Origin of the sequence: Pseudomonas sp. CHM02 (assembly GCF_000612585.1) — a bacterium.
In the GTDB taxonomy this organism is placed as follows: Bacteria; Pseudomonadota; Gammaproteobacteria; order Pseudomonadales; family Pseudomonadaceae; genus Aquipseudomonas.
In genome coordinates this window covers 16,939-41,142 of record NZ_JFCA01000056.1, presented here as the reverse complement: position 1 = coordinate 41,142, position 24,204 = coordinate 16,939, and the positions used below count along the sequence as shown (strand labels likewise).

Sequence of the window (24,204 nt, the reverse complement as noted above, 5' to 3'; positions counted from 1 at the left end):
AGAGCAACCGAGTCGCCTGGTTTTGGGGCGGCTTCGCGCCCCGGCGCGGGCAAGCCCGCTCACTACAAGTGAACACTCGGATCCAAAAGCGCCACCTTTTAGCGCGTCGCAAACAGATAAGTAGCTTCCAAACGATTTCCCTCCTGACCACCCGTCATCTGTGCTTGGGGTGACAGACTTTTCCCACACCCTCAAAGCGCCTTCCCACAAGTGCTACCGATCTGCTCACACACCTTAAGCAGCCTCACTCTGACGTCCTTTTCGGGGCATATCCCGTACTTCCCGCGCGGGCTTATATAGACGCATCATGAGGTCGTTTTCAGGAGTTATTGAATGGCCATTCAAATTTAGGCATGGCATTTGCTCTATCAATTCAAAGCCTCGTTCTGTATCGCAGACGTGCGCAATAACAAGAGCCTCGCCTGAGGCCATCACCCGCTTTGTGTGAGGAGATACCGCGATGACGTCGTTCAACTCCGGGGCTCAACCCCAGAACCGTGCGCCTCAATCCATCGGCTTTTTGCTGCTGGACAATTTCACGCTGATTTCCCTGGCCTCCGCAGTCGAACCCCTGCGCATGGCCAACCAGCTCTCCGGCCGCGAGCTGTATCGCTGGACGACCTTGAGTGTCGATGGAAACCAGGTGTGGGCCAGCGACGGTCTGCAAATCACCCCCGATGCTTCCATGCACAAAGCCCCGGCCCTGGACACCGTGATCGTCTGCGGCGGCGTGGGTATCCAACGTACCGTTACCCGTGAGCATGTGTCGTGGCTGCAGAGCCAGGCCCGCCAGTCGCGTCGTCTGGGCGCGGTGTGCACCGGCAGTTGGGCCCTGGCCTGCGCCGGCTTGCTCGATGGCTTTGATTGCAGCGTGCACTGGGAATGCCTGGCGTCGATGCAGGAAGCGTTCCCGCGCGTGGCCATGAGCACACGCCTGTTCACCCTCGACCGCAACCGCTTCACCAGCTCCGGCGGCACCGCGCCGTTGGACATGATGCTGCACCTGATCAGCCGCGACCACGGTCGTGAATTGTCGGCCGCGATCTCCGAAATGTTCGTGTACGAACGCATCCGCAACGAACAGGATCACCAGCGCGTGCCGCTCAAGCACATGCTCGGCACCAACCAGCCGAAGCTGCAGGAAATCGTCGCGCTGATGGAAGCCAACCTGGAAGAGCCGATCGACCTGGATGAACTGGCGGTGTACGTCGCCGTGTCCCGTCGCCAACTTGAGCGTTTGTTCCAGAAATACCTGCACTGCTCGCCGTCGCGCTACTACCTCAAGCTGCGCCTGATCCGTGCACGGCAGCTGCTCAAGCAAACGCCGATGTCGATCATCGAAGTGGCGTCGGTGTGCGGGTTTGTGTCGACGCCGCACTTCTCCAAGTGCTACCGCGAATACTTCGGCATCCCGCCACGGGATGAGCGCGTAGGCTCCAACACCACCCAGCAAGTGGCGATGATGCCGATTCCGCAGGCGCTGGTGTTGTCACCGTTGTCGGGGCCGATGTCGGCGTTGAGCCAGGCGCGCAACGAATCAACTTTCGCCAGCGTAAGGCTCTAGACCCCATGGTGAGCGGGCTTGCCCCGCGCTGGGCTGCGTAGCGGCCCTGAATCCTGGGAGCGCTTCGCACTCCAGCGCGAGCAAGCTCGCTCACCACAATAATCGATCAGGCGCCGGAGCTTTGTTTGAACTGCACCAACGCCGGCAACAACTGCTTGTCGATCGCTTGCCTCACCGCCGGCAGAATCGTCGCCTTGCCGGTGTACATCTGTTCAACCATGCCCTTGAGCGCCTTGGCCCGTGCTTCGCTCAAGCCGCGCACGGCACACTCGCAGGCCTGTTCGGCGGTGGCGCCACTGGACACCTCGAAACCCAGCGAGCGCAGTTGGCCCAGCAGGTCATCCTGGTCAATCAAATCCGCATGCATCATGACGTTTATCCTGGTGAAGGGAGCGGGGTTTGACTTGGATTCTGGTAGCCGCTCAACCGGTCGGCAAGGGCAGATTGCACGAATGCCTCAGATGGCTATGAGCAGGTCGTTTTCGGGCCATTTACCAACGGCAGTAATAGGCACACTGAATGCCAGGCAAGCAGCTTGAAGGTTTGGTCACCCTCGAGATGTCACGCCACACAAAGCGCTCTGCCCCGATCCTGTCACGGCTTGATCGGGGCTTTTTTTGCCTGGGATTTGCGCTGATTACACGGACGCCATCGCCGGCAAGCCGGCTCCTACAGGGCAGCGCATTCCAAATGTAGGAGCCGGCTTGCCGGCGATGGCCGCGCCGCGGTCTAGCGCTGCAGCACCAGGATGCGCGAAAGCAATTCATCGCGGTCGATGTAGCAACCCTGGAAATGCCGCGCCCCCGAAGTGGGATCAAATGCATTGCGCGCATGCAACGTGCGACGGTTGTCGAAGCACCACAACTCGCCCGGGTTCAGGCGCTTGAGCAGCCGAAAACGATCCTCTCGCGTCATCGCGATAAACCGCCGATAGGCCCGATACAACAACGGCATCTGTTCCACGCTGGCCTCGAACGGCCCGCGCAGGAAGTTGGCCATGCGAATCTCCGCCACATCCCCCAAGGCATCCAGTGCGATGATCGGCGCCAGGCGGCGATAGTCACTGTGGCGGTCCTTGTTGCGAAATTCCACGGGGATTTCACACAGGGCGCGAAACGCTTCGGGGTCTTCTGTGCGCAACGCATTGGCGATGGCAAATCCATCGACAAAAATGCTCTCGCCACCCTTGGCATCGTTCACCAGGCAATGCAGGAATTGCAGGCCTGGTTGCAGCTCGCGGGTTGGCAGATCACTGTGCAGCGGCAGGTTGAACGCGGTGTAGGCATTGCTGTCGGCATCGGCCTTGGATTGCACGTTGAACAGCACGCCGAAGTTGCTCTCGCGGATAAACGAAATGCGCTTGGCGACCAGTGCCAGGGAGCCGGGCTCGGTGGGGACGCCTCGGATCTGCGTCAGGCCTGTATCGCGCAGCGCCAGCAACCATTGCAGCAGCGCGTTCGGGTCCTCCATGACCGCCTTGTATTCGAAAACCGGCAGTTGGAAGCGACTGTCCCACAGCTGTGATTTGGGTTTTGCCGCACGGCGTTCGGCACGGGATTCATCGTCATAGGCATGAGCCCGCAGCCAGCCGGGATCGTACTGGCTGCGGTGGCCGCCGCTCCATTCCAGGCTCAGGTTGCCTTGATCGATGCATGCAGAGGCTGCACTGAGATTGGCGTCCACGTCGACAATCTCCAGCACTTGCTCGCGGGTCACGGTGTACACGCATTCCGTGCACGGGCAGTTGTCCCGAAGCCATTGATGATGGAACGGGCTGACCCGCCCATCGGCCCAGTGCACAAGGATCTGATCTTCCAGCACCCGCACGTCCGCGATGTCGCAGATCTTCGGGTAGGTACGGAAATCGGCGACAGCAGCGGCGGTTTGCATGGTGGCTCCTTATTGTTTTTTGGGTGGCAGTCCAATCACTCGGCCAAGCAGGGCGGGGCGCGGCAGGTCGGCCTGCTCCGCACTTATGGCCGTGAGTTGTTCCAATGTGGCCTCGGTGAACGGCGCCGAACTCGGTCCCGCCAGATCAACGTGCAGCAGCATCTGCTCGTTGCCCGCCAGCTCCTTTTCATCTCCCACTAAATGCAGGCTGTGATAGAGGTGCAGGCGCTTGGTATCAAAGGCGATCAGTTGGGTATGCACCTCCACGTCGGCACCGAGTTTCACTTCGTGCAGGTAGTTCAGGTGCAACTCCAGGGTGAACAACGAATGGCCGCTGGCTTCGCGGTTATCACTGTCCAGCCCCAGTTTGTCCATCAGCGCGTCGGTGGCGTAGCTGAAGATCAGCAGGTAGAACGCGTCGCGCAGGTGGCCGTTGTAGTCCACCCAGTCGGGGAGGATCTGGGTGGTGTAGGTGGTCAGTGCGGGCATGTCAGGGGTTCCGTTATTCGGCGAAGGTCATGCCGTGCTTGGCCTTGGTGGTTTTCACCGCCTCCAGCACCGCCAGCAGGCAGTCATCACGATAGCGCTCCAGCGCCGAGATGCTGTGTTTGCCCAGTTGATCGCTGGTGCCGTCGACCACATCATCAATCAGCTTGTCGGTCAGTTCCGGTGCCGGCAGGTAGGTCCACGGCAACTGCAGCGCCGGGCCGAACTGCGCCATGAAGTGACGCATGCCGGCATCGCCGCCCGCCAGGGTGTAGGTGAGGAAGGTGCCCATGAACGACCAGCGCAAGCCCGCGCCAAAACGGATCGCGTCGTCGATTTCGCCGGTGGTTGCCACGCCGTCATTGACCAGGTGCAGCGCCTCACGCCACAGCGCTTCGAGCAGACGGTCGGCGATAAACCCCGGGACTTCCTTGCGCACATGCAACGGGCGCATGCCGAGGGATTCATACACCTTGATCGCCGCCTGAATCGCCTCTGGCGCGGTGTTCTTGCCGCCGACCACTTCCACCAGTGGCAGCAGGTAAACCGGGTTGAACGGATGGCCGACCACGCAACGCTCCGGGTGGGTCGAACCTTCATAGAACTCACTGGGCAACAGGCCCGAAGTGCTCGAACCAATCAACGCGTTCGGTTTGGCCGCTGCACTGATCTTGCTGTGCAGATCCAGTTTGAGCTCCAGCCGCTCCGGGGCGCTTTCCTGGATGAAGTCGGCGTCTTTCACACACTCTTCGATAGTCGCGACAAAGCGCAGGCGGTCCTGGGATGCACCCGGCGCCAGGCCTTGTTTTTCCAGGGCGCCCCAGGCGTTGGCGACGCGTTTGCGCAGCGCCGCTTCGGCACCGGGCGCCGGGTCCCAGGCGACCACATCCAGGCCGTGGGCCAGGGCACGGGAAACCCAGCCGCTGCCGATGACACCGCTGCCGAGGGCGGCGAAGGTTTTGATTTCTGTAATAAAGCACATGGGCCACATTCCTGAGGAGTTCGGTGATTTCTTGTGGGAGCGTTTCGGCAGAGGGTTAGCCGCGTTTGGTAAGGCCCATCTTCACGCGGCCTTCGGCCGGGGTCATGACCCGTGCACCCAGGCGGCTGAGGATTTCACTGGCGCGTTCCACCAATTGGCCGTTGGTGGCGAGCACACCTTTGTCCAGCCACAGGTTGTCTTCCAGGCCGACGCGCACGTTGCCGCCCAGCAGCACCGCCTGTGCGGCCATCGGCATTTGCATGCGGCCGATGCCGAAGCCGGCCCACACGGCGTCGGCGGGCAGGTTGTCGACCATGGCTTTCATGGTGGTGGTGTCGGCCGGCGCGCCCCATGGGATGCCCAGGCACAGTTGGAACAGTGGGTCGTCCAGCAGGCCTTCCTTGATCATCTGCTTGGCGAACCACAGGTGACCGGTGTCGAAGATCTCCAGCTCAGCCTTGACGCCCAGTTCCTGGATGCGTTTGGCGCCCGCCCGCAGTTGCGCCGGGGTGGACACGTAAATGGTGTCGCCATCGCCGAAGTTCAGGGTGCCGCAGTCGAGGGTGCAGATTTCCGGCAGCAGCTCTTCCACATGGGCCAGGCGGGTCAGCGGGCCGACCAGGTCGGTATTGGGGCCGAACTCCATCGGGTTCTCGCCGCCGCCGATCTCCAGGTCGCCGCCCATGCCGGCGGTGAGGTTGACGATGATGTCGATGTCGGCCTCGCGGATGCGCTCCATCACTTCGCGGTACAGGGCGACGTCGCGGCTGAACTTGCCGGTCTCGGGGTCGCGCACGTGGCAGTGCACAACGGTGGCGCCGGCCTTGGCAGCTTCCACGGCGGCGGCGGCGATTTGTTTGGGGGTGACCGGCACGTGTGGGCTGCGGCTGGTCGTGTCGCCAGCACCGGTGAGTGCGCAGGTGATGATGACGTCGTGGTTCATGAGGCATGTTCCTTACAGGCGGGCGTAGTGATGCCGTGCGCAGCCGGGAATGGCTGCGACACGGTGATTCGAATCAGGTTAGTTGCTGGTCAGTTGCAGGTTGGCCGCAGCCGGCTTGCCGTCGAAGGTGGTCACACCTTCCAGCCAGCGGGCCTGGTCCTGCGGGTGATCCTTGAGCCACTGCCTGGCGGACTCGATGGCATCCTTGTGATCCAGCAGCGGCTGCATCATCCGGCTCTCGTCGGCGGCGGTGAAGGTCAGGTTGGTCAGCAGCTTGTGCACGTTGGGGCACTGCTCGGCGTAGTTCGGCGCGGTGACGCTCCACACGGTGGCCATGCCTTCGTTCGGGCCCAGGGCGTCGTCGCTGCCAGTGAGGTAGGTCATGGCGACGTTGACGTTCATCGGGTGCGGCGCCCAGCCGAAGAACACCACCGCTTCCTTGCGGCGAACCGCACGGTCGACGGCGGCGAGCATGCCGGCTTCACTGGATTCCACCAGTTGGAATTTGCCCAGGCCGAACTGGTTCTTGGCGATCATCGCCTTGATCTGGGTGTTGGCGCCCGAGCCTGGCTCGATGCCGTAGATCTTGCCGCCCAGCTCTTTTTCGAACTTGGCGATGTCGGCGAAGGTTTTCAGGCCTTTGTCTGCCAGGTAAGTCGGCACGGCGAGGGTGGCGCGGGCGTCTTCCAGGCTGGGCTTGTCGAGCACCTTGACTTGCTTGGCGTCGACGAACGGGGTGATGGTCTGGGTCATCAGCGGGTTCCAGTAGCCCAGGAACAAGTCCAGGCGCTGGTCGCGAATGCCGGCGAAGATGATTTGCTGGGAGGCGCTGGTCTGTTTGGTCTTGTAGCCGAGGCCGTCGAGCAACACTTGGGTCATGGCGCTGGTGGCGATTACGTCGGTCCAGTTCACCACGCCCATGCGCACGTTCTGGCAAGATGCCGCGTCGGCAGCCAGTACGTTCGTGCTCAAGATGGCGCTGGCGCTGAGTGCGAGCACACAGCGGCTGATCAGTCGGTTCATGGTGGATCCCTCGGCAGGTCGTTATTGTGGGGGCCGGCGTCTTTGTGCGCCGTGGGATCAAGTTACGCAGCTTGACGGCCGACAAAACGCACGGCGGCGACCAGCTCTTGCACTGCAGCGACCTGCCCCCTTGAATCCAGCCGAGAACGGGAGTATCACAGTGCCACGCTGCCCGTCCTACGAGAGCGCCACCATGTCCCAGGATTTCTACTTTCTGCTGATGCCGGGCTTCTCGGCCATCGGTTTTATCTCTGCGCTCGAGCCGCTGCGGGTGGCCAACCGCTTCCGTGGCGAGCTGTACCGCTGGCACGTGCTGAGCGCCGATGGCGGCGCGGTGCTGGCGAGCAATGGCATGTCGGTCAACGCCGACGCCGCGCTGGAGCCGCTGAAAAAGGGCGCGACGTTATTGGTGGTGGCGGGCTTCGAACCGCTGCAGTTCGCCACCCCTGCGCTGGAGCACTGGCTGCGCCGCCTCGACCACGATGGCGTGACCCTCGGCGCCATCGATACGGGCGCCTGCGTACTGGCGCAAGCCGGCCTGCTCGACGGCCACCGCCTGACCCTGCACTGGGAAGCCATCGACGCCTTCAAGGAATCCTATCCGCACCTGACCGTCACCCAGGAGTTGTTCGAGATCGACCGCCGCCGTATCACCTGTGCCGGCGGCACCGCGTCAATCGACCTGATGCTCGACCTGATCGCCCAGGCCCATGGCCCCGACCTGGCGATCCAGGTCTCCGAGCAATTCGTGCTTGGCCGTATCCGCCCACGCAAAGACCACCAGCGCATGCAGATCGCCACACGCTACGGCATTAACAACAAGAAACTGGTGCAGGTGATCGGAGAGATGGAGCAGCACACCGAGCCGCCGCTGAGCACTTTGGCCCTGGCCGAGGCGATCAAGGTCACCCGGCGCCAGCTGGAGCGGCTGTTTCGGTTGCACCTGAATGATACGCCGAGCAACTTCTACCTCGGCCTGCGCCTGGAAAAAGCCCGGCAACTGCTGCGCCAGAGCGACATGAGCGTGCTGGAAGTGAGCATTGCGTGCGGGTTTGAGTCGCCGTCGTATTTCACCCGCAGTTACCGCGCGCGGTTTGCCAAGTGTCCGCGGGAGGACCGGCGACGGGAGGTGGTTTGACGACTAATTATAGTCAATTATACTCATGACTATAATTTATAGTGATTTCCATAATTGAGTATAAACCCATGTCCAAGCACAGCGGCTTTGTATTCCGCCGTCCCGCCCTGGCAAGCAGCATTGCCGATGGCCTGGTGGGGGCCGGTATCCAGGACTTCACCTCTGGCCTGTTTCTCGCGGCTCCCCGTCGCACGGGCAAAAGTACTTTTTTGCGTGAAGACCTGATCCCGGAGTGCCAGCTTCGAGGGTGGCTGACGGTGTATGTCGATCTGTGGGCTGACAAAGAGAAAGATCCCGCTGAGTTGATTGCCAGTGCGATTGCCGCAGCGCTGGTGCCCTATGAAAAGGGCATTCGCAAGCTGGCCAAGAACATTGGGATCGAGAAACTGAGCTTTCTGCGCACCCTGTCCTGGGACTTCAGCAAGCCTCAATTGCCGGTTGGCGCGACGTTGACCCAAGCCTTGGAGCTGCTGCACCACGCGGCGGAAAAAACCGTCGTGTTGGTGATCGACGAAGCACAGCATGCCTTGACCAGCGATTCGGGCATTAATGCGATGTTCGCGCTGAAGGCCGCCCGGGATCAGCTCAACCAAGGGCGTGACGAGGACGGCAGCGGTTTGCATCTGGTGTTCACCGGCTCCAATCGCGACAAGCTGGCCCATTTGGTATTGGGCAAAAGCCAGCCGTTCTTCGGTTCCAGCATCACGCCGTTTCCGTTGCTGGGCAAAGCGTTCACCCAGGCCTACACCGCGCACCTCAACGCGAACCTGGCCAAGACCAACCAGTTCAACGCCGCCGATATCGATGAAGCCTTCGAGCTGGTAGGCCGGCGTCCCGAAATGCTGCGCACCATCATCGGGGAAGTGGCGCTGGAGTTGGGCGAGGCCAGCAACCTCGGCCAACTGCTGCACAGCCGCGCCGAATTGCTGCGTGCAGGTGTGTGGACCGAATTCGAAAGCGCCTGGAACAATCTCACCATTCCCCAGCGCGCCGTACTGGAAGTGATGGTGGAGCGCTCGCAAAACAACGAACCATTCGCGCCATTCACCGACAGCACCCTCACCGCAGTCAGTAAAGCGCTGGAGGACATGGGCAGCGACGTGGTGCCGGGCACCCAGACGATTCAAGCCTGCATCGATGCCCTGCGCGACAAGGAACTGGTGTGGAAGTCGAGCCGCGGCGGCTATGCCCTGGAGGACAAAACCTTCGGGGACTGGCTGCAGCACAGGAGCCGTACACTCCGGTAAAAGGTGACACAACCCCTGTGGGAGCCGGCTTGCCGGCGATGGCGGCTGAGGGATCACCGCAAGGCTTGTTGGCCTCATCGCCGGCAAGCCGGCTCCTACAGAGAGGGGCGGTGTGGCTTATTTTTTTAGCAGGGCCGAGCACGCCGCTTTGTAGGCTTCATGCTGGTACTTGTTCAGCGTCGCGGGCAGATCAAAATTGTGCTTCTTGTTCTGTGCGTTGATGGTCTGCGGCGACAGCAAGGTCACCTCAACCCCGTCCAGCAACTGAAACACCCCTTCAATCTTGAACGTCGTCGGGCCACCGGCGAACTCGCCTTTCTTGCTGCGCTTCTTGATGGCGATACGGGTGATGGCGTTTGCCTGCACGAACGCCTTCACCTGTGCGGCGAAGGCTTTGACGTTGGCGGCCTCGTCATCGTCCTCAAGCGCGATTTTCTTGGTGGTCAGGGCGACATGGGTCAGTGCCTGAGTGTCCAGAGAGGCGACGGCGATAATGGCTTCGCTGCCTTTGATTTCGATGCCGCAAATAGTCATGAATAGCCTTGGTTCAGAGGAGAAGTTGCAGCGATTGTCGCTTATTCCTGGCCAATCGACTCCAAAAACTCCGACCGCTCATCACTCATCCGCGCCAAACAATCATTCTGCGCAATCGCATAGGCCTTGGTGCCGTTCACTGCCGGGAAGGTGTCCACGGCGCAATCAGCATCGCGCAGTTTTTCCCACTTCTGCTGGGCGTCCTTCAGACGAGCGGTAATGTCGGCCAGTCTGGTCTTGTCGCTGCCATAGGTCGAACCCATGCGTTCCAGCAGGCCCTGATAGTTATCCTTGAGCAGTTGCTCGGCGGTGGTTTTGTTGTAGGTGGCGCATTCCAGGGTTTGCTTGTCGTTTTCGATGCCATCGCACGGCGTGCTGTCGGTGTCTTCGGCGGCGTGGACGCCGGTTGCGATGAGTGCCAAAGCCAGGAAAATCGATTTCATTGCGCCGTCTCATATCAGGTGATGCGGGAATTCTGGCTCAAGCGTAAGACAAAGAACAGCCGCCAGTCAGACGTCTCTTAACAGCCTTTGTCGCGGATTGACGCTTTCGGCAATTCCCCTGTCGTTTTTGCACCCGGCTCTGTCGGCCCCTGGGCATATGCTGGCCCCAAAGCGCCGGCAGACGATTCGGCGCATGAATCGCCAATAAGGGGACGCCTGATGAGCCCAGCCGAATTGCACGCCGACAGCATCGTTATCGACGGGCTGATTATTGCCAAGTGGAACCGCGACCTGTTCGAGGACATGCGCAAAGGTGGCCTCACCGCTGCCAACTGCACGGTGTCGGTGTGGGAAGGGTTCCAGGCCACCATCAACAATATCGTGGCCAGCCAGACCCTGATCCGCGAGAACAGCGACCTGGTGATCCCGGTGAAAACCACCGCCGACATTCGCCGCGCCAAGGAGCAAGGCAAGACCGGCATCATCTTCGGTTTCCAGAACGCCCATGCCTTCGAAGACCAACTCGGTTACGTCGAGATCTTCAAGCAGCTCGGCGTCGGTGTGGTGCAGATGTGCTACAACACCCAGAACCTGGTCGGCACCGGCTGCTACGAGCGCGATGGCGGCCTGTCGGGCTTTGGTCGTGAGGTCGTTGGCGAGATGAACCGCGTCGGCATCATGTGCGACCTGTCCCACGTGGGCTCCAAGACGTCCGAAGAAGTCATCCTCGAATCGAAGAAACCGGTGTGCTACTCCCACTGCCTGCCGTCCGGGCTCAAAGAGCACCCGCGCAACAAATCCGACGAAGAGCTGAAGTTCATCGCTGACCACGGCGGCTTTGTCGGCGTAACCATGTTCGCGCCGTTCCTGGCCAAGGGCATCGATTCGACCATCGACGACTACGCCGAAGCCATCGAATACACCATGAACATCGTCGGTGAAGACGCGATCGGCATCGGCACCGACTTCACCCAGGGCCATGGCCAGGATTTCTTCGAAATGCTGACCCATGACAAGGGCTACGCCCGCCGCCTGACCAGCTTCGGCAAGATCATCAACCCGCTGGGCATCCGCACCGTGGGCGAGTTCCCCAACCTCACCGAGACCCTGCTCAAGCGCGGCCATCCGGAGCGCGTGGTGCGCAAGATCATGGGCGAGAACTGGGTCAACGTCCTGAAAGACGTCTGGGGCGAATAAGCCACCGCATTTCTCCCCCGGCCGTTCGCGTCGGGGGCACTACCAAGAATTTTCTGGAGTTAAGTTTCCATGGCCAAGATCGCCCCGCAATTGCCTATCGAAGTCGACAGCGAAACCGGTGTCTGGACCTCCGACGCCCTGCCGATGCTGTACGTGCCGCGCCATTTCTTCGTCAACAACCACATCGGTATCGAAGAAGTGCTGGGCGCCGACGCCTATGCCGAGATCCTCTACAAGGCCGGCTACAAATCCGCCTGGCACTGGTGTGAAAAAGAAGCCGAATGCCACGGCCTGGAAGGCGTCGCGGTGTTCGAGCACTACATGAAGCGCCTGTCGCAACGCGGCTGGGGCCTGTTCAAGATCCAGGACATCGACCTCGACAAAGGCACCGCCAGCGTCAAGCTCGAACACTCGGCGTTCGTCTACGTGTACGGCAAGGTCGGGCGCAAAGTGGACTACATGTTCACTGGCTGGTTTGCCGGTGCCATGGACCAGATTCTGCAGGCGCGCGGCAGCCAGATCCGCACCGTCGCCGAACAAGTCTACGGAGGCTCCGAAGAGGGCCACGATGACGGCCTGTTCACCGTCAAGCCGTTGTAAGCCGAGGACCGTGCCATGGCTTTCGAAGCAATGTTTGCGCCGATCCAGATCGGCAAACTGACCATCCGCAACCGCGTGCTCAGTACCGCCCACGCCGAGGTGTATGCCACCGACGGCGGGATGACCACTGACCGCTATGTGAAGTACTACGAAGAGAAAGCCAAGGGCGGCATTGGCCTGGCGATCTGCGGCGGTTCCTCGGTCGTCGCCATCGACAGCCCGCAGGAGTGGTGGAGTTCGGTGAACCTGTCCACCGACCGGATCATCCCGCACTTCCAGAACCTGGCCGACGCCATGCACAAGCATGGCGCCAAGATCATGATCCAGATTACCCACATGGGCCGTCGCTCGCGTTGGGATGGTTTCAACTGGCCAACCCTGATGTCGCCGTCCGGCGTGCGTGAGCCGGTGCACCGTGCCACCTGCAAGACCATCGAGCCGGAAGAAATCTGGCGCGTGATCGGCAACTACGCCCAGGCCGCACGGCGCGCCAAGGCCGGTGGGCTGGACGGTGTGGAACTGTCGGCTGTGCACCAGCACATGATCGACCAGTTCTGGAGCCCGCGGGTCAACAAGCGTACCGACGAATGGGGCGGCACCTTTGAAGGCCGCATGAAGTTCGGCCTGGAAGTGTTGAAAGCCGTACGCGCCGAAGTCGGTGATGACTTCTGCGTGGGCATGCGCCTGTGCGGTGACGAATTCCACCCGGACGGCTTGTCCCACGAGGACATGAAGCAGATCGCCAAGTATTACGACGACACCGGCATGCTCGATTTCATCGGCGTGGTGGGCTCGGGTTGCGACACCCACAACACCCTGGCCAACGTGATCCCCAACATGAGTTATCCCCCGGAGCCGTTCCTGCACTTGGCTGCCGGTATCAAGGAAGTGGTCAAGGTCCCGGTGCTGCACGCGCAGAACATCAAGGACCCGAACCAGGCCACGCGCATTCTGGAAGGCGGTTATGTGGACATGGTCGGCATGACCCGTGCGCACATCGCCGACCCGCACCTGATCGCCAAGATCAAGATGGGCCAGATCGACCAGATCAAGCAGTGCGTCGGCGCCAACTATTGCATCGACCGCCAGTACCAAGGGCTGGATGTGCTGTGCATCCAGAACGCCGCGACCTCCCGTGAGTATATGGGCGTGCCGCACATCATCGAGAAGTCCACCGGGCCAAAACGCAAAGTCGTGGTGGTCGGTGCCGGCCCGGCCGGGATGGAAGCTGCACGCGTGGCTGCCGAGCGTGGCCACGATGTGACCCTGTTCGAGAAGAAAGAATTTATCGGCGGGCAGATCACCACCGCCTCGAAAGCGCCGCAACGCGACCAGATTGCCGGCATCACCCGCTGGTTCCAGTTGGAACTGGCGCGCTTGAAAGTCGATCTGCGCCTGGGCGTGGCCGCCGATGCCGACACCATTCTGGACCTGCGTCCGGATGTGGTGGTGCTGGCGGTGGGCGGGCACCCGAATGTGGAGCAGAACGAACACTGGGGCGCGGCCGAAGGCCTGATCGTGAGCAGTTGGGACGTGCTCGACGGCAAGGTGGCACCGGGCAAAAACGTGCTGGTGTACGACACCATCTGCGAATTCACCGGCATGTCGGTCGCCGACTTCCTGGCGGACAAAGGCAGCCAGGTCGAGATCGTCACCGACGACATCAAGCCGGGCGTGGCCATTGGCGGTACGTCGTTCCCGACCTACTACCGCAGCATGTACCCCAAGGAAGTGATCATGACCGGCGACATGATGCTGGAAAAGGTCTACCGCGAGGGCGACAAGCTGGTGGCGGTGCTGGAGAACGAATACACCGGTGCCAAAGAGGAACGGGTGGTCGACCAGGTGGTGGTGGAGAACGGCGTGCGTCCGGATGAAGCCATCTACTACGCACTCAAGGAAGGCTCGCGCAACAAGGGCCAGATCGACGTCGAAGCCTTGTTCGCGATCAAGCCGCAGCCGTGCTTGAGCGAGGCGGGTGACGGGTACTTGCTGTTCCGCATCGGCGACTGTGTGGCGCAGCGTAATACCCACGCTGCGATCTATGACGCCCTGCGCTTGTGCAAGGATTTCTGACGGCCTGCCTGCATCCCCTGTGATGAGAGGTTGTCATTGTGGTGAGCGGGCTTGCCCCGCGCTGGGCTGCGCAGCAGCCCCAATCCGGTCCCCGAGTTCTTACTGACAGAACCGAGCGGCAGGGTTCAGGGCCGCTTCGCAGCCCAGCACGGGGCAAGCCCGCTCACCACAGACAGGCTCCTTGTCACAACATGAACCCGTGCAAGACCCGAGGTCTTTGGGAGCTTCACCATGTTGAACACCTTGCTGCCTATTCTCTTGTTTGCCGCCCTGGGCCTTGCTGTCCTCGGCGCCTTGCGCCGGGTGAACATGTGGCGCCGTGGCCGCGCGTCCAAGGTCGACCTGCTGGGCGGCCTGCTGGCCATGCCCAAGCGCTACATGGTCGACCTGCACCACGTGGTCGCCCGCGACAAATACATCGCCAACACCCACGTCGCTACCGCGCTGGGCTTTGTGCTGTCGGCGCTGCTGGCGATCCTGGTGCACGGTTTCGGCCTGCATAACCGCATCCTCGGTTATGCCTTGTTGTTGGCCTCGGTGCTGATGTTTGTCGGCGCTACGTTTGTGTACCTGCGCCGTCGCAACCCGCCGGCGCGGTTGTCCAAAGGCCCGTGGATGCGCCTGCCGAAAAGCCTGATGGCGTTCTCGGTGAGTTTCTTCCTGGTGACGCTGCCGGTGGCCGGGATTCTGCCGGCTGATTTCGGCGGCTGGCTGCTGGCCGCGTTGCTGGGTGTCGGTGTGCTGTGGGGTGTGTCCGAGATGTTTTTCGGCATGACCTGGGGCGGTCCGATGAAGCACGCCTTTGCCGGCGCCCTGCACCTGGCCTGGCACCGCCGCGCCGAACGTTTTGGCGGAGGCCGTTCCACCGGTTTGAAGCCGCTGGACCTCAGCGATAAGACCGCGCCATTGGGCGTGGAAAAACCCAAGGATTTCACCTGGAACCAACTGCTCGGCTTTGACGCCTGCGTGCAGTGCGGCAAGTGCGAAGCGGCGTGTCCGGCGTTCGCCGCCGGCCAGCCACTGAACCCGAAAAAACTGATCCAGGACATGGTCGTCGGCCTGGCCGGCGGCACCGATGCCAAGTTCGCCGGCAGCCCGTACCCCGGCAAGCCGCTGGGCGAACACGGTGGCAACCCGCATCAGCCTATCGTCAACGGCCTGGTGGACGCCGAGACCTTGTGGTCGTGCACCACCTGCCGTGCCTGCGTGGAAGAGTGCCCGATGATGATCGAGCACGTGGACGCCATCGTCGACATGCGCCGCCACCTCACGCTGGAAAAAGGGGCCACGCCGAACAAGGGCGCCGAAGTCCTCGAGAATCTGATTGCCACTGACAACCCTGGCGGTTTCGCACCGGGTGGTCGCCTGAACTGGGCGGCGGATCTGAACCTGCCGTTGCTCAGCGACAAGGGCAACTGCGACGTGCTGTTCTGGGTGGGCGATGGCGCCTTCGACATGCGCAACCAGCGCACGCTGCGCGCGTTTGTCAAAGTACTGAAAGCGGCCAAGGTCGACTTCGCCGTGCTTGGCCTGGAAGAGCGCGACAGCGGTGACGTGGCCCGTCGCCTGGGCGATGAGGCGACCTTCCAGTTGTTGGCTTCGCGCAATATCCAGACCCTGGCCAAGTACAGCTTCAAGCGTATCGTCACGTGCGACCCGCACAGTTTCCATGTGCTGAAAAACGAATACGGCGCCTTCAACGGCAACTACCTCGTGCAGCACCACAGCACCTTCATGGCCGAGTTGATCGGCGAAGGCGTGCTGAACCTGGGCCAGCACAAGGGCAACAGCGTGACCTATCACGACCCGTGCTACCTGGGCCGCTACAACGGTGAATACGAGGCGCCGCGCCAAGTGCTGCGGGCGCTGGGCATCGAGGTCAAGGAGATGCAGCGCTCGGGCTTCCGTTCACGCTGCTGCGGCGGTGGTGGCGGGGCGCCGATCACCGACATTCCCGGCAAGCAACGGATCCCGGACATGCGCATGGAAGACATCCGTGAAACCGGCGCCGAGCTGGTGGCCGTGGGTTGCCCGCAATGCACCGCGATGCTTGAAGGTGTGGTCGAGCCGCGCCCCTTGATCAAGGACATTGCCGAGCTGGTGGCTGATGCTTTGCTTGACGAGGCGTCGCCGACCAAAGCTCCCATCAGACGTGAACCTGCGGAGGTGCATTGATGAGCGACATTATCCGCCGCGACCCACGGGCCGAATGGATCGCCCGCAACCGCCTGCACCCGCTGCACGCGGCGATGCAGCCGGTGCAACACAGCTGGATGGGACCTAACGGCGTCATCCGCAAGAACGTACATGGCGTCGGTTTTATCGGCCCCAACGGCATCAAGCGCATCGACCGCAGCGGCGCCCAGCAGGGCGGCGCGGCCAAGCGCACGGCGGCGGTGGACGTGCAATTGCCGCTGCATCAGGTGCCTGTGCCTGCGTTCTACATCAACGTGGTGCCGGACATGGTCGGTGGCCGCCTGAGCAGTCACGACCGCGACCTGCTTGGCCTGGCGCGGCAATTGGCCGGCAGCGACGGCGCAGTGCTCGCGGTGGTGTTTGGCGAACACAAGGAAAGTACGTTTGCGACCGCTGGCGTCGACCGCTTGCTGGTGCTGGAGGGCCACGAATTCGATGGTTATTCACCGGAGCAACGCGTGCACGGTTTGCGTGCTGTGGATAACCAGTTCAACCCACGTCATTGGTTGTTGCCGGACAGCCGCAGCGGTGGCGGCGAACTGGGTCGACGTTTTGCCGCGAACCTCAAGGAGCGCCCCGCCACACGGGTGTGGCAGATCAAGGGCGACGAATGCATCGGCCGCGCCGGTGCCGGCCAGGAAGACTTGGCCCGCACGCTGCCGCGGCTGATCCTGGCTGCCGCAGAATGCGCTGAGCCAGTCAGCGAAACCCGTCACGAAGCGTTACCTGTAGAGTTATCCACAGCGTTGGCGCGCAGCTTGCCGCGTATCGAGGACCTCGGCGCGGTAGCCGTGGACCCGGGGGCGATTCCCATGGCCGAGGCGGAGTTCATTTTCTCCGGTGGCAATGGGGTGAAGGACTGGGCGCTGTTCCACCAGACTGCCGCTGCATTGGGCGCCACCGAAGGCGCTTCGCGGGTGGCGGTGGACGATGGCTTTATGGCGCGTGACCGCCAGGTCGGCGCCAGCGGCACCTGGGTCACGGCGCGGGTGTACGTGGCCGTGGGCATTTCCGGGGCGATCCAGCACCTGCAGGGCATTGGCGCCTGCGACAAAGTAGTGGCAATCAACCTCGACCCTGGTTGCGACATGATCAAGCGTGCCGACCTCTCGGTGATCGGCGAAAGCGCCGCGATACTGCAAGCCTTGATCGTTGCGGTCGAGGCCTACCGCAACGGCGCCAAGCGCGATGCGGCTTAAGGATATGGCCATGACAACGAATGTAATCAGCCTGGTTTCCATCGGCGCCCACCCTACCTCCGGGCGTCCGCGCCGTGCCGAGCAGGACGCACGCGCCGTCGAACTGGGCCTGCAAATGGCTGGGGATAAGTTGCAGGTGCTGCACGCCGGCAACATCGCCGAACCGACTTTGCGCAGCTACCTGGGCATGGGCTTGCCGCAATTGCATGTGCTGGAACAACCGGCCGGCAGCGATGCCTTGCCGGTGCTCAGCGAGTACCTGCGTGATGCCGGTGCCCAAGTGGTGCTTGCCGGTAGCCAGGCGGAAACCGGGGAAGGCTCGGGCATGTTGCCGTTTTTGCTCGCCGAGCAATTGGGCTGGCCGTTGATTGTCGGGCTGGCGCAGGTGGAGTCCATCGACGGCGGCGTGGCCCATGTGCTGCAAGCCTTGCCACGTGGCCAGCGGCGGCGTCTGAAGGTGCGCCTGCCGTTTCTGGCGACAGTGGATAACGCCGCGCCCAAACCCCGGCAGAGCGCCTACGGCCCCGCGCAGCGCGGTGAGCTGGCGGCCCATGAAGTCGAGGTCGAGCAGGACGAGTTATTCACAGGCGCCGTGCTCCAGCCGGCCAAGCCACGCCCAAAGCGCCTCAAGGTGATCAAAGCCAAGAGCGGTGCCGACCGTATGAAAGCCGCCACGGCCAAGGCCAGTGGCGGCGGTGGGCAAGTGCTCAAGGGCCTCAGCCCGGAAGCGGGCGCCGAAGCTATCCTCAAACTGCTTATAGAGGAAGGCGTCGTACGCTAACCCCCCGTAGGAGCTGGCTTGCCAGCGATAGCAATTGTTCAGCCGATGGATGTCTCGACTGACACGCCGTCATCGCCGGCAAGCCGGCTCCTACAGAGGGCTTACCCACAATCCCTGTTGACCCGTCTGTGGATAACCTGTTCGCGGTTGTCCACACCCCCTGTAAATCAAGCCCTGCAGCCCTCTGTACGAAAAACGACCAAGCTAACTCACGGTTTTTGCTTGGGTTTTTCGCTGTGCTTGTGCACTTTTCCCGGCAGACTTGCCCCCATTCTCTGTTGGCGCTTCTGTGGATAACGTGTTCGCTATCGGCTGCAGGCCTTATAAATAAAGGCTTTCAAAGGGTTGGTTGAAATCTGATCAATTTGGGTTTTTTGCTGACTAAAATCCCTGCAAACCACGATTTATGTAGGTTTTAGGTGGTTTTCCACAGCACTGTTCAAGTTGCCCCCAAAGTCTGTTGGTGCTTCTGTGGATAAGGTGTTCGCGTACCGCTACAGGGCACGTATATCATGGCTTTCATTGGGTTGGTCAATAAATGACCAAGAGTGGCTGAAACCCGCTAACTTGAATAAGTCACGGATTTTCTTCATTTAATTCGGAGCGGAGAACGCACTTGCCCACAATTGCTGTGGGTGGCTTTGTGGATAAGTTGTTGGGTAAAGGCTGGAGGGCACGTAAAGACAGGCTTAGAACAATATTGATCAATTCTTGAACAACACATCCCCGTAGGAGCCGGCTTGCCGGCGATAGCGGTGTATCAGTCAGTAGATGTACCGGCTGACACTCTGCTATCGCCGGCAAGCCGGCTCCAGAGGGGTAGGGTTATTCGTGAACCGCAACGCCCTTGAGGTAGGGTGCCGGGGCGGCCCCCAGGTTGCTCAACATGCGCTCGCTGTACCAATCCACGAAGTTCACCACACCGAACTCATAGGTCTTGGAGTACGGGCCGGGCTGGTAGGCGGTGGAGTTGATGCCGCGCTGGTTCTCTTCGGCCAGGCGACGGTCCTGGTCGTTGGTGGCGTCCCAGACCTGGCGCATGCGTTCGACGTCGTAGTCCACGCCTTCCACCGCGTCCTTGTGCACGATCCACTTGGTGGTGACCATGGTTTCCTGGGCGCTGATCGGCCACACGGTAAACACGATGATGTGGTCGCCCATGCAGTGGTTCCACGAGTGGGGCAGGTGCAGGATGCGCATCGAGCCCAGGTCCGGGTTCTTGATGCGGCCCATGAGTTTGGCGCAGCCCTGCTTGCCGTCCATCGTCATCGACACGGTGCCCTTGAGCAGCGGCATACGCACGATACGGTTACGCAGGCCGAAGCTGGCGTGGGCGTAAGGGATTTTCTCGGCATCCCAGGCAGCGGCCGAGGCGGCGACGTGGTCCTTGAACGCCTGGTCGGCGCGCGGGTCGGTGACGTCGTCCCATTCCAGCAGGGTTTTCAGCAACTCTGGGTGCGACGCATTGCAGTGGTAGCACTCGCGGTTGTTTTCCAGCACCAGCTTCCAGTTGGCCTTTTCCATCAAGGTGGTTTGCACCGCCACCTTGGTGTTTTCCATGTCGTAGGGTTCCATGTAGTGGTTGAGCGTCGACAGGAAGTCATCGATGGCGGGCGGGTTCTCGGCCAGGCTGATGAAGATGTAGCCGCCGGCGGTCTTCACGTTCACCGGCTTGAGGCCATATTGCTTCATGTCGAAGTCGGCGCCCATCTCAGTGCCGGCAAACAGCAGGCGGCCGTCCAGTTCGTAGGTCCACTGGTGGTAGTGGCACACGAGTTTGGCGACCTTGCCCTTGTCGCTGGTGCACAAGCGCGAGCCACGGTGACGGCACACGTTGTGGAAGGCGTGCACCACGCCTTCGGCGCCACGGATCACGATGATCGGGTTCTTGCCCACTTGCAGGGTCAGGTAGTTGCCCTTGGTCGGGATTTCGCAGGTCATGCCGGCGATCAACCACTCTTTCTGGAAGATCTCCTGCATGTCGATATCGAACAGCCGTTCATCAGAGTAGAACGGCTGTGGCAGCGAGAAAGTGCGCTCGCGCTCTTGCAGCATTTGCGCGGTGGCCTTGCGTGCGGGTTCCAGCGGATCGCCCAAGCTTAAGGTTGCGGTGACGTCCATCGTATGTGTCCTCATGGCCATTCTGTGTGGCCGGCGAATAGTGGCTACGGTTGGTGCTGTGCAAGGCGTAAAGAAAGCGTCGTTGTTGGGAGCGAGTGTGGGGCCGGCGATGCACCGAACCTTATCCATGGGCGACATGGCCCAATCAGATCCCGACGCGCAACCCTAGGTCGTTGGGGGCTGGTCGCGATAAGTATGTGAATGTCGCAGATAGGTAAATGGGTGGTTCTTGCGTTACGCAGAATCGCCACCATAAGGCCGATGTCGGCGGTGGAGAACAACATGTCCAGCAATTTCCTGAATCCGGTAACCACCCAGACCTGGGCCAATGGTCGGCACATCGTCCGTTGCGTCAAAGTCATCCAGGAAACCTGGGACGTGCGCACCTTCTGCTTCATGGCCGACCAGCCGATCCTGTTCTTTTTCAAGCCGGGTCAGTTCGTCACCCTGGAACTGGAAATCGACGGCCAGCCGATCATGCGTTCCTACACCATTTCCAGCTCGCCGTCGGTGCCCTACAGCTTCTCGGTGACGATCAAGCGCGTACCGGGTGGCAAGGTCTCCAATTGGCTGCACGACACCTTGCACGAAGGCCAGGAGCTGGCGGTGCACGGGCCGGTGGGCCTGTTCAATGCCATCGACTTCCCAAGCCCTAAAGTGTTGTACCTCAGTGGCGGCGTGGGGATTACCCCGGTCATGTCCATGGCGCGCTGGTTCTATGACACCAACGCCAACGTCGACATGACGTTTATCCACAGCGCCCGCTCGCCCAAGGACATCATCTACCACCGCGAGCTGGAACACATGGCGTCGCGGATCGACAACTTCAGCCTGCACCTGATCTGCGAGAAACACGGGTTGGGTGAGCCATGGGCGGGGTATCGCGGTTACCTGAACCACAAGATGCTCGAATTGATGGTGCCCGACTTCCTGGAGCGCGAAGTGTTCTGCTGCGGCCCTACGCCGTACATGAATGCCGTGAAACGTCTGCTCGAAGTGGCCGGTTTCGACATGGCCCGGTATCACGAAGAGTCCTTTGGCGCCACGCCGCCGGAAGCGCGTGCGGATGCAGTGGAGCAGGCCGAACAAGCTGCCGACGCGCCGGAAATCGACGTGGCGGACCTGCATCAGGTGGAATTCATCGCCTCGGGCAAGAGCATTCGCGTGGCCCCGGGCGAAACCGTGCATGCTGCGGCTGCCAAGCTCGGCCTGTTGATCCCGAAAGCCTGTGGCATGGGTATCTGTGGCACGTGCAAGGTGATGAAGCTGGGGGGCGAGGTCGAGATGGACCACAACGGCGGGATTACGGAGGAAGACGAGGCCGAAGGCTACATTCTGTCGTGCTGCAGTGTGCCGAAGGGCGATGTGCGCATCGAGTTCTGACTCTCATGATCCGCGTCGGAGGTCATGAGCCTCCGGCGCGGGCCTTAACGGTTACTGGGCGTAGATATGGACGACGAAATGTTGACCTGATGCGGTCAGTTCATAGACTTTGTCGTAGATCCTCAACGTCCTCGATGGCTCTTTGATGGTGTCACCGACTTTTGCGTATTTCCTGAACTCATCCCAATCAATGACGGTGGTGCTGGCGGTGCCGTCGCTCTGAAGGGTATTGCCGTTGCTTTGATATTCCATGATGTTGCCCTCTACAGGATTTCCATTTCCAGCCGATTGTTCGGCAGGCAGTCAACCCCGAAATAACGCGTCCGTTTGTTCGGGGTGACGAGATCCTATCCAACGCAGGGGGTAGATAGATACTGTCAGAAATACGTACAAACAGTCTCTGCAAAGTCGCTGAAAGGCCCGCGGCTTCAGGCCTCCATCACTTTCCGAATATCCGCCGCCAATTCTCTTACACGCTCTTCCTCGGTATCCCACGCACACATGAAGCGTGCGCCGCCTTTGCCGATGAAGGTGTAGAAACGCCAGCCCTTGTCGGTCAGCGCCGCGATGGCCGGCTCCGAGAGTTGCAGGAACACACCGTTCGCCTGCACCGGGAACATCAGCTCCACGCCGGGAATATCCGCCACCAGGCTGCTCAGCAATTGCGCGCAGTGGTTGGCGTGGCGTGCGTGCTTGAGCCAGGCGTCGTTTTCCAGCAGGCCCACCCACGGGGCAGACAGGAAGCGCATTTTCGACGCCAGCTGGCCAGCCTGTTTGCAGCGGTAGTCGAAGTCTTCGGCCAGCTTGTGGTTGAAGAACAGGATCGCTTCGCCCACCGCCATGCCGTTCTTGGTGCCGCCAAAGCACAGCACGTCCACGCCGGCTTTCCAGGTCAGGTCGGCGGGCGAGCAACCGAGGAACGCGCAGGCGTTGGAGAAGCGTGCGCCGTCCATGTGCAGGTTCAGGCCCAGCTCTTTGCAGGTGACGCTGATGGCGCGGATTTCTTCCGGGGTGTACACGCTGCCGACTTCGGTGGCCTGGGTCAGGGTGACCACGCGCGGTTTCGGGTAGTGGATGTCCTGGCGCTTGAGGGCGATCTCGCGGATCGACTCCGGCGTCAGCTTGCCGTTTTCGGTACGGGCGGTGAGCAGCTTGGAACCGTTGGAGAAAAACTCCGGCGCGCCGCATTCGTCGGTTTCGACGTGGGCGGTTTCCGAGCAAATCACGCTATGGTAGCTCTGGCACAGCGAGGACAGCGCCAGGGAGTTGGCGGCAGTGCCGTTGAAGGCGAAGAACACTTCGCAGTCGGTTTCGAACAGATTGCGGAAACCGTCGGCGGCGCGGTGGGTCCATTCATCATCGCCGTAGGCGCGCTGATGGCCCTGGTTGGCTTGTTCCATGGCGGCCCAGGCTTCCGGGCAGATGCCGGAATAGTTGTCACTGGCGAATTGTTGGCTCTTGTCGGTCATGGCCCATTCCTGTGGTCGATATTGGTGCGCACTGTAACCAAGATTGTCGCGGGTGCGCACGCACTGTAAATGCAAAGTCACTGGGGAATTATGCACGGTACTGAAACGATGCCTGTCGGACGCGTCCGTGATGGTGCTCTGGATCTGCTCAAGTGGCTGGCGCTGTTGAGCATGGTGCTCGATCACCTGCGTTATGTCGGTTTGAGCCTGGATGGGCTGTATGTGCCGGGGCGCTTGGCGTTTCCCTGGTTTTGCCTGGCGATAGCGGCGAACTTGCACCGGGTTCGACATGCGCCGGTCACCGGCCAATGGCGTTACCTGGGCTGGCTGCTGCTGTTCAGCGTGATCAGCGAAGTGCCGTATCGGCTGTTCATCGACGATGCCGATACATTGAACGTGTTGCCGACCCTGGCGCTAGGCCTGCTGGTTGCCCGAGGATGGCAGCAGAAGGCGCTTTTTGATCGAGTATTGGCGCTGGTTGCCGTCACGATTGCCGCTGTATTTTCCACGCAGTTGATGTTCGGTTTTTTTGGCGTATTACTGCCGCTGGCGATGCTGTTGGTGTTTCGGCGTTCGTTGTATTTCAGTGTATTGCCGGGGTTGGTCTGTGTGGCCGCCAACCAATGGCAGGTGCTGCTCAACAGTGGATCGCTGGTGGCGCTGTCGGGATTGGCGGCATGCCTGATCGCGCCATTGGCCGGTCTGGTCTTACTGCGACACGCCAAACACGTCTCGCCACCCGCCATGCGCCGCTGGGCCTATACCCTCTATCCCCTGCATTTCCTGCTGCTGACAATCGTCCGCCAGATCCTCGCCTAACCCCTGTGGGAGCTGGCTTGCCTGCGATGCAGGCGCCTGGGTGTATCAGTTGCACAGAGGGGATGCCATCGCAGGCAAGGCAGCTCCCACCTAAGCCCATTCCCACATTTGTT

The 24,204-nt window shown here is 61.3% G+C and carries 22 protein-coding genes; 11 read left to right on the top strand and 11 right to left on the bottom strand.

Annotation, left to right across the window (positions count from 1 at the left end; all coding sequences use genetic code 11):
* Positions 1–460: 460 nt before the first annotated feature.
* Entirely contained in the window at positions 461–1,564 is a 1,104-nt protein-coding gene (locus BM70_RS0126345; protein WP_005792167.1) for a GlxA family transcriptional regulator, read from the top strand.
* Between the two features lie 106 nt (positions 1,565–1,670).
* On the opposite strand, the gene BM70_RS0126340 is transcribed toward BM70_RS0126345, so the two are convergent.
* From BM70_RS0126340 to BM70_RS0126315, 6 genes are all read right to left on the bottom strand, one after another.
* Positions 1,671–1,934, bottom strand: a complete 264-nt coding sequence (locus tag BM70_RS0126340; protein ID WP_025858800.1) for a hypothetical protein — start codon at positions 1,932–1,934, stop codon at positions 1,671–1,673.
* 359 nt (positions 1,935–2,293) lie between these two features.
* On the bottom strand, positions 2,294–3,454 hold the full coding sequence (locus tag BM70_RS0126335; RefSeq protein WP_025858799.1) for a gamma-butyrobetaine dioxygenase: 1,161 nt from the start codon (positions 3,452–3,454) through the stop codon (positions 2,294–2,296).
* A 9-nt stretch (positions 3,455–3,463) separates the two neighbouring features.
* Complete coding sequence (locus tag BM70_RS0126330) at positions 3,464–3,943, bottom strand: thioesterase family protein (RefSeq protein ID WP_025858798.1); 480 nt, start codon at positions 3,941–3,943, stop codon at positions 3,464–3,466.
* Between the two features lie 13 nt (positions 3,944–3,956).
* Complete coding sequence (locus BM70_RS0126325; protein WP_025858797.1) at positions 3,957–4,922, bottom strand: L-carnitine dehydrogenase; 966 nt, start codon at positions 4,920–4,922, stop codon at positions 3,957–3,959.
* A 55-nt stretch (positions 4,923–4,977) separates the two neighbouring features.
* Positions 4,978–5,865 carry a 3-keto-5-aminohexanoate cleavage protein gene (locus tag BM70_RS0126320; protein ID WP_016977787.1) on the bottom strand — a complete coding sequence of 296 codons (888 nt, stop codon included), beginning with the start codon at positions 5,863–5,865 and terminating at the stop codon, positions 4,978–4,980.
* Positions 5,866–5,943: 78 nt separating this feature from the next.
* Entirely contained in the window at positions 5,944–6,888 is a 945-nt protein-coding gene (locus BM70_RS0126315; protein ID WP_025858796.1) for a choline ABC transporter substrate-binding protein, read from the bottom strand.
* A 193-nt stretch (positions 6,889–7,081) separates the two neighbouring features.
* Between BM70_RS0126315 and BM70_RS0126310 the strand changes: the two genes are divergently transcribed.
* Together BM70_RS0126310 and BM70_RS0126305 are read left to right on the top strand one after the other, a co-directional pair.
* On the top strand, positions 7,082–8,026 hold the full coding sequence (locus BM70_RS0126310) for a GlxA family transcriptional regulator (protein WP_025858795.1): 945 nt from the start codon (positions 7,082–7,084) through the stop codon (positions 8,024–8,026).
* A gap of 68 nt (positions 8,027–8,094) precedes the next feature.
* Positions 8,095–9,273 (top strand): AAA family ATPase, encoded by a 1,179-nt coding sequence (locus BM70_RS0126305; protein ID WP_025858794.1) that lies wholly within the window; start codon positions 8,095–8,097, stop codon positions 9,271–9,273.
* A gap of 117 nt (positions 9,274–9,390) precedes the next feature.
* On the opposite strand, the gene BM70_RS0126300 is transcribed toward BM70_RS0126305, so the two are convergent.
* Complete coding sequence (locus BM70_RS0126300) at positions 9,391–9,807, bottom strand: DUF3010 family protein (RefSeq protein WP_025858793.1); 417 nt, start codon at positions 9,805–9,807, stop codon at positions 9,391–9,393.
* Between the two features lie 41 nt (positions 9,808–9,848).
* Positions 9,849–10,250, bottom strand: coding sequence for a lysozyme inhibitor LprI family protein (locus BM70_RS0126295; RefSeq protein ID WP_025858792.1), 402 nt, complete (start codon positions 10,248–10,250; stop codon positions 9,849–9,851).
* Positions 10,251–10,469: 219 nt separating this feature from the next.
* Here BM70_RS0126295 and BM70_RS0126290 point away from each other — a divergent pair, with 219 nt between their 5' ends.
* The 6 genes from BM70_RS0126290 (at position 10,470) to BM70_RS0126265 (ending at position 18,299) form a co-directional block, all read left to right on the top strand.
* On the top strand, positions 10,470–11,447 hold the full coding sequence (locus BM70_RS0126290) for a dipeptidase (protein WP_025858791.1): 978 nt from the start codon (positions 10,470–10,472) through the stop codon (positions 11,445–11,447).
* Positions 11,448–11,516: 69 nt separating this feature from the next.
* Complete coding sequence (locus BM70_RS0126285; RefSeq protein ID WP_016977793.1) at positions 11,517–12,047, top strand: DUF5943 domain-containing protein; 531 nt, start codon at positions 11,517–11,519, stop codon at positions 12,045–12,047.
* A gap of 15 nt (positions 12,048–12,062) precedes the next feature.
* Positions 12,063–14,123, top strand: a complete 2,061-nt coding sequence (gene dgcA / locus BM70_RS0126280; RefSeq protein ID WP_025858790.1) for a dimethylglycine demethylation protein DgcA — start codon at positions 12,063–12,065, stop codon at positions 14,121–14,123.
* 231 nt (positions 14,124–14,354) lie between these two features.
* A complete protein-coding gene (dgcB, locus tag BM70_RS0126275) occupies positions 14,355–16,298 on the top strand; it encodes a dimethylglycine demethylation protein DgcB (RefSeq protein WP_025858789.1) in 1,944 nt (647 codons plus the stop codon).
* The gene (locus BM70_RS0126270; protein ID WP_025858788.1) at positions 16,298–17,518 is read left to right on the top strand and encodes an electron transfer flavoprotein subunit alpha/FixB family protein; all 1,221 of its coding nucleotides are present in this window, start codon (positions 16,298–16,300) and stop codon (positions 17,516–17,518) included. The genes dgcB and BM70_RS0126270 overlap by 1 nt, the downstream gene beginning before the upstream one ends.
* Positions 17,519–17,528: 10 nt before the next feature.
* Positions 17,529–18,299, top strand: a complete 771-nt coding sequence (locus tag BM70_RS0126265) for an electron transfer flavoprotein subunit beta (protein WP_025858787.1) — start codon at positions 17,529–17,531, stop codon at positions 18,297–18,299.
* An 825-nt stretch (positions 18,300–19,124) separates the two neighbouring features.
* Here the strand turns inward: BM70_RS0126265 and gbcA are convergent.
* Positions 19,125–20,420, bottom strand: a complete 1,296-nt coding sequence (gene gbcA / locus BM70_RS0126260) for a glycine-betaine demethylase subunit GbcA (protein ID WP_025858786.1) — start codon at positions 20,418–20,420, stop codon at positions 19,125–19,127.
* Between the two features lie 282 nt (positions 20,421–20,702).
* Here gbcA and gbcB point away from each other — a divergent pair, with 282 nt between their 5' ends.
* Positions 20,703–21,803, top strand: a complete 1,101-nt coding sequence (gene gbcB / locus BM70_RS0126255; protein WP_025858785.1) for a glycine-betaine demethylase subunit GbcB — start codon at positions 20,703–20,705, stop codon at positions 21,801–21,803.
* Between the two features lie 51 nt (positions 21,804–21,854).
* On the opposite strand, the gene BM70_RS0126250 is transcribed toward gbcB, so the two are convergent.
* Together BM70_RS0126250 and BM70_RS0126245 are read right to left on the bottom strand one after the other, a co-directional pair.
* Positions 21,855–22,055, bottom strand: coding sequence for a hypothetical protein (locus tag BM70_RS0126250; RefSeq protein WP_025858784.1), 201 nt, complete (start codon positions 22,053–22,055; stop codon positions 21,855–21,857).
* 176 nt (positions 22,056–22,231) lie between these two features.
* Entirely contained in the window at positions 22,232–23,272 is a 1,041-nt protein-coding gene (locus tag BM70_RS0126245) for a low specificity L-threonine aldolase (RefSeq protein WP_025858783.1), read from the bottom strand.
* A gap of 90 nt (positions 23,273–23,362) precedes the next feature.
* Between BM70_RS0126245 and BM70_RS0126240 the strand changes: the two genes are divergently transcribed.
* Entirely contained in the window at positions 23,363–24,091 is a 729-nt protein-coding gene (locus BM70_RS0126240) for a TraX family protein (RefSeq protein WP_025858782.1), read from the top strand.
* Positions 24,092–24,204: the final 113 nt, after the last annotated feature.

Coding starts and splice junctions, on each gene's coding strand:
- BM70_RS0126300 (WP_025858793.1), bottom strand. CDS start 9,807: ATGACTATTTGCGGCATCGAAATCAAAGGCAGCGAAGCCATTATCGCC.
- BM70_RS0126340 (WP_025858800.1), bottom strand. CDS start 1,934: ATGATGCATGCGGATTTGATTGACCAGGATGACCTGCTGGGCCAACTG.
- BM70_RS0126270 (WP_025858788.1), top strand. CDS start 16,298: ATGAGCGACATTATCCGCCGCGACCCACGGGCCGAATGGATCGCCCGC.
- dgcA (WP_025858790.1), top strand. CDS start 12,063: ATGGCTTTCGAAGCAATGTTTGCGCCGATCCAGATCGGCAAACTGACC.
- dgcB (WP_025858789.1), top strand. CDS start 14,355: ATGTTGAACACCTTGCTGCCTATTCTCTTGTTTGCCGCCCTGGGCCTT.
- BM70_RS0126285 (WP_016977793.1), top strand. CDS start 11,517: ATGGCCAAGATCGCCCCGCAATTGCCTATCGAAGTCGACAGCGAAACC.
- BM70_RS0126290 (WP_025858791.1), top strand. CDS start 10,470: ATGAGCCCAGCCGAATTGCACGCCGACAGCATCGTTATCGACGGGCTG.
- BM70_RS0126250 (WP_025858784.1), bottom strand. CDS start 22,055: ATGGAATATCAAAGCAACGGCAATACCCTTCAGAGCGACGGCACCGCC.
- BM70_RS0126345 (WP_005792167.1), top strand. CDS start 461: ATGACGTCGTTCAACTCCGGGGCTCAACCCCAGAACCGTGCGCCTCAA.
- BM70_RS0126320 (WP_016977787.1), bottom strand. CDS start 5,865: ATGAACCACGACGTCATCATCACCTGCGCACTCACCGGTGCTGGCGAC.
- BM70_RS0126330 (WP_025858798.1), bottom strand. CDS start 3,943: ATGCCCGCACTGACCACCTACACCACCCAGATCCTCCCCGACTGGGTG.
- BM70_RS0126310 (WP_025858795.1), top strand. CDS start 7,082: ATGTCCCAGGATTTCTACTTTCTGCTGATGCCGGGCTTCTCGGCCATC.
- BM70_RS0126305 (WP_025858794.1), top strand. CDS start 8,095: ATGTCCAAGCACAGCGGCTTTGTATTCCGCCGTCCCGCCCTGGCAAGC.
- BM70_RS0126325 (WP_025858797.1), bottom strand. CDS start 4,922: ATGTGCTTTATTACAGAAATCAAAACCTTCGCCGCCCTCGGCAGCGGT.
- gbcA (WP_025858786.1), bottom strand. CDS start 20,420: ATGGACGTCACCGCAACCTTAAGCTTGGGCGATCCGCTGGAACCCGCA.
- BM70_RS0126265 (WP_025858787.1), top strand. CDS start 17,529: ATGACAACGAATGTAATCAGCCTGGTTTCCATCGGCGCCCACCCTACC.
- BM70_RS0126245 (WP_025858783.1), bottom strand. CDS start 23,272: ATGACCGACAAGAGCCAACAATTCGCCAGTGACAACTATTCCGGCATC.
- BM70_RS0126315 (WP_025858796.1), bottom strand. CDS start 6,888: ATGAACCGACTGATCAGCCGCTGTGTGCTCGCACTCAGCGCCAGCGCC.
- gbcB (WP_025858785.1), top strand. CDS start 20,703: ATGTCCAGCAATTTCCTGAATCCGGTAACCACCCAGACCTGGGCCAAT.
- BM70_RS0126240 (WP_025858782.1), top strand. CDS start 23,363: ATGCACGGTACTGAAACGATGCCTGTCGGACGCGTCCGTGATGGTGCT.
- BM70_RS0126295 (WP_025858792.1), bottom strand. CDS start 10,250: ATGAAATCGATTTTCCTGGCTTTGGCACTCATCGCAACCGGCGTCCAC.
- BM70_RS0126335 (WP_025858799.1), bottom strand. CDS start 3,454: ATGCAAACCGCCGCTGCTGTCGCCGATTTCCGTACCTACCCGAAGATC.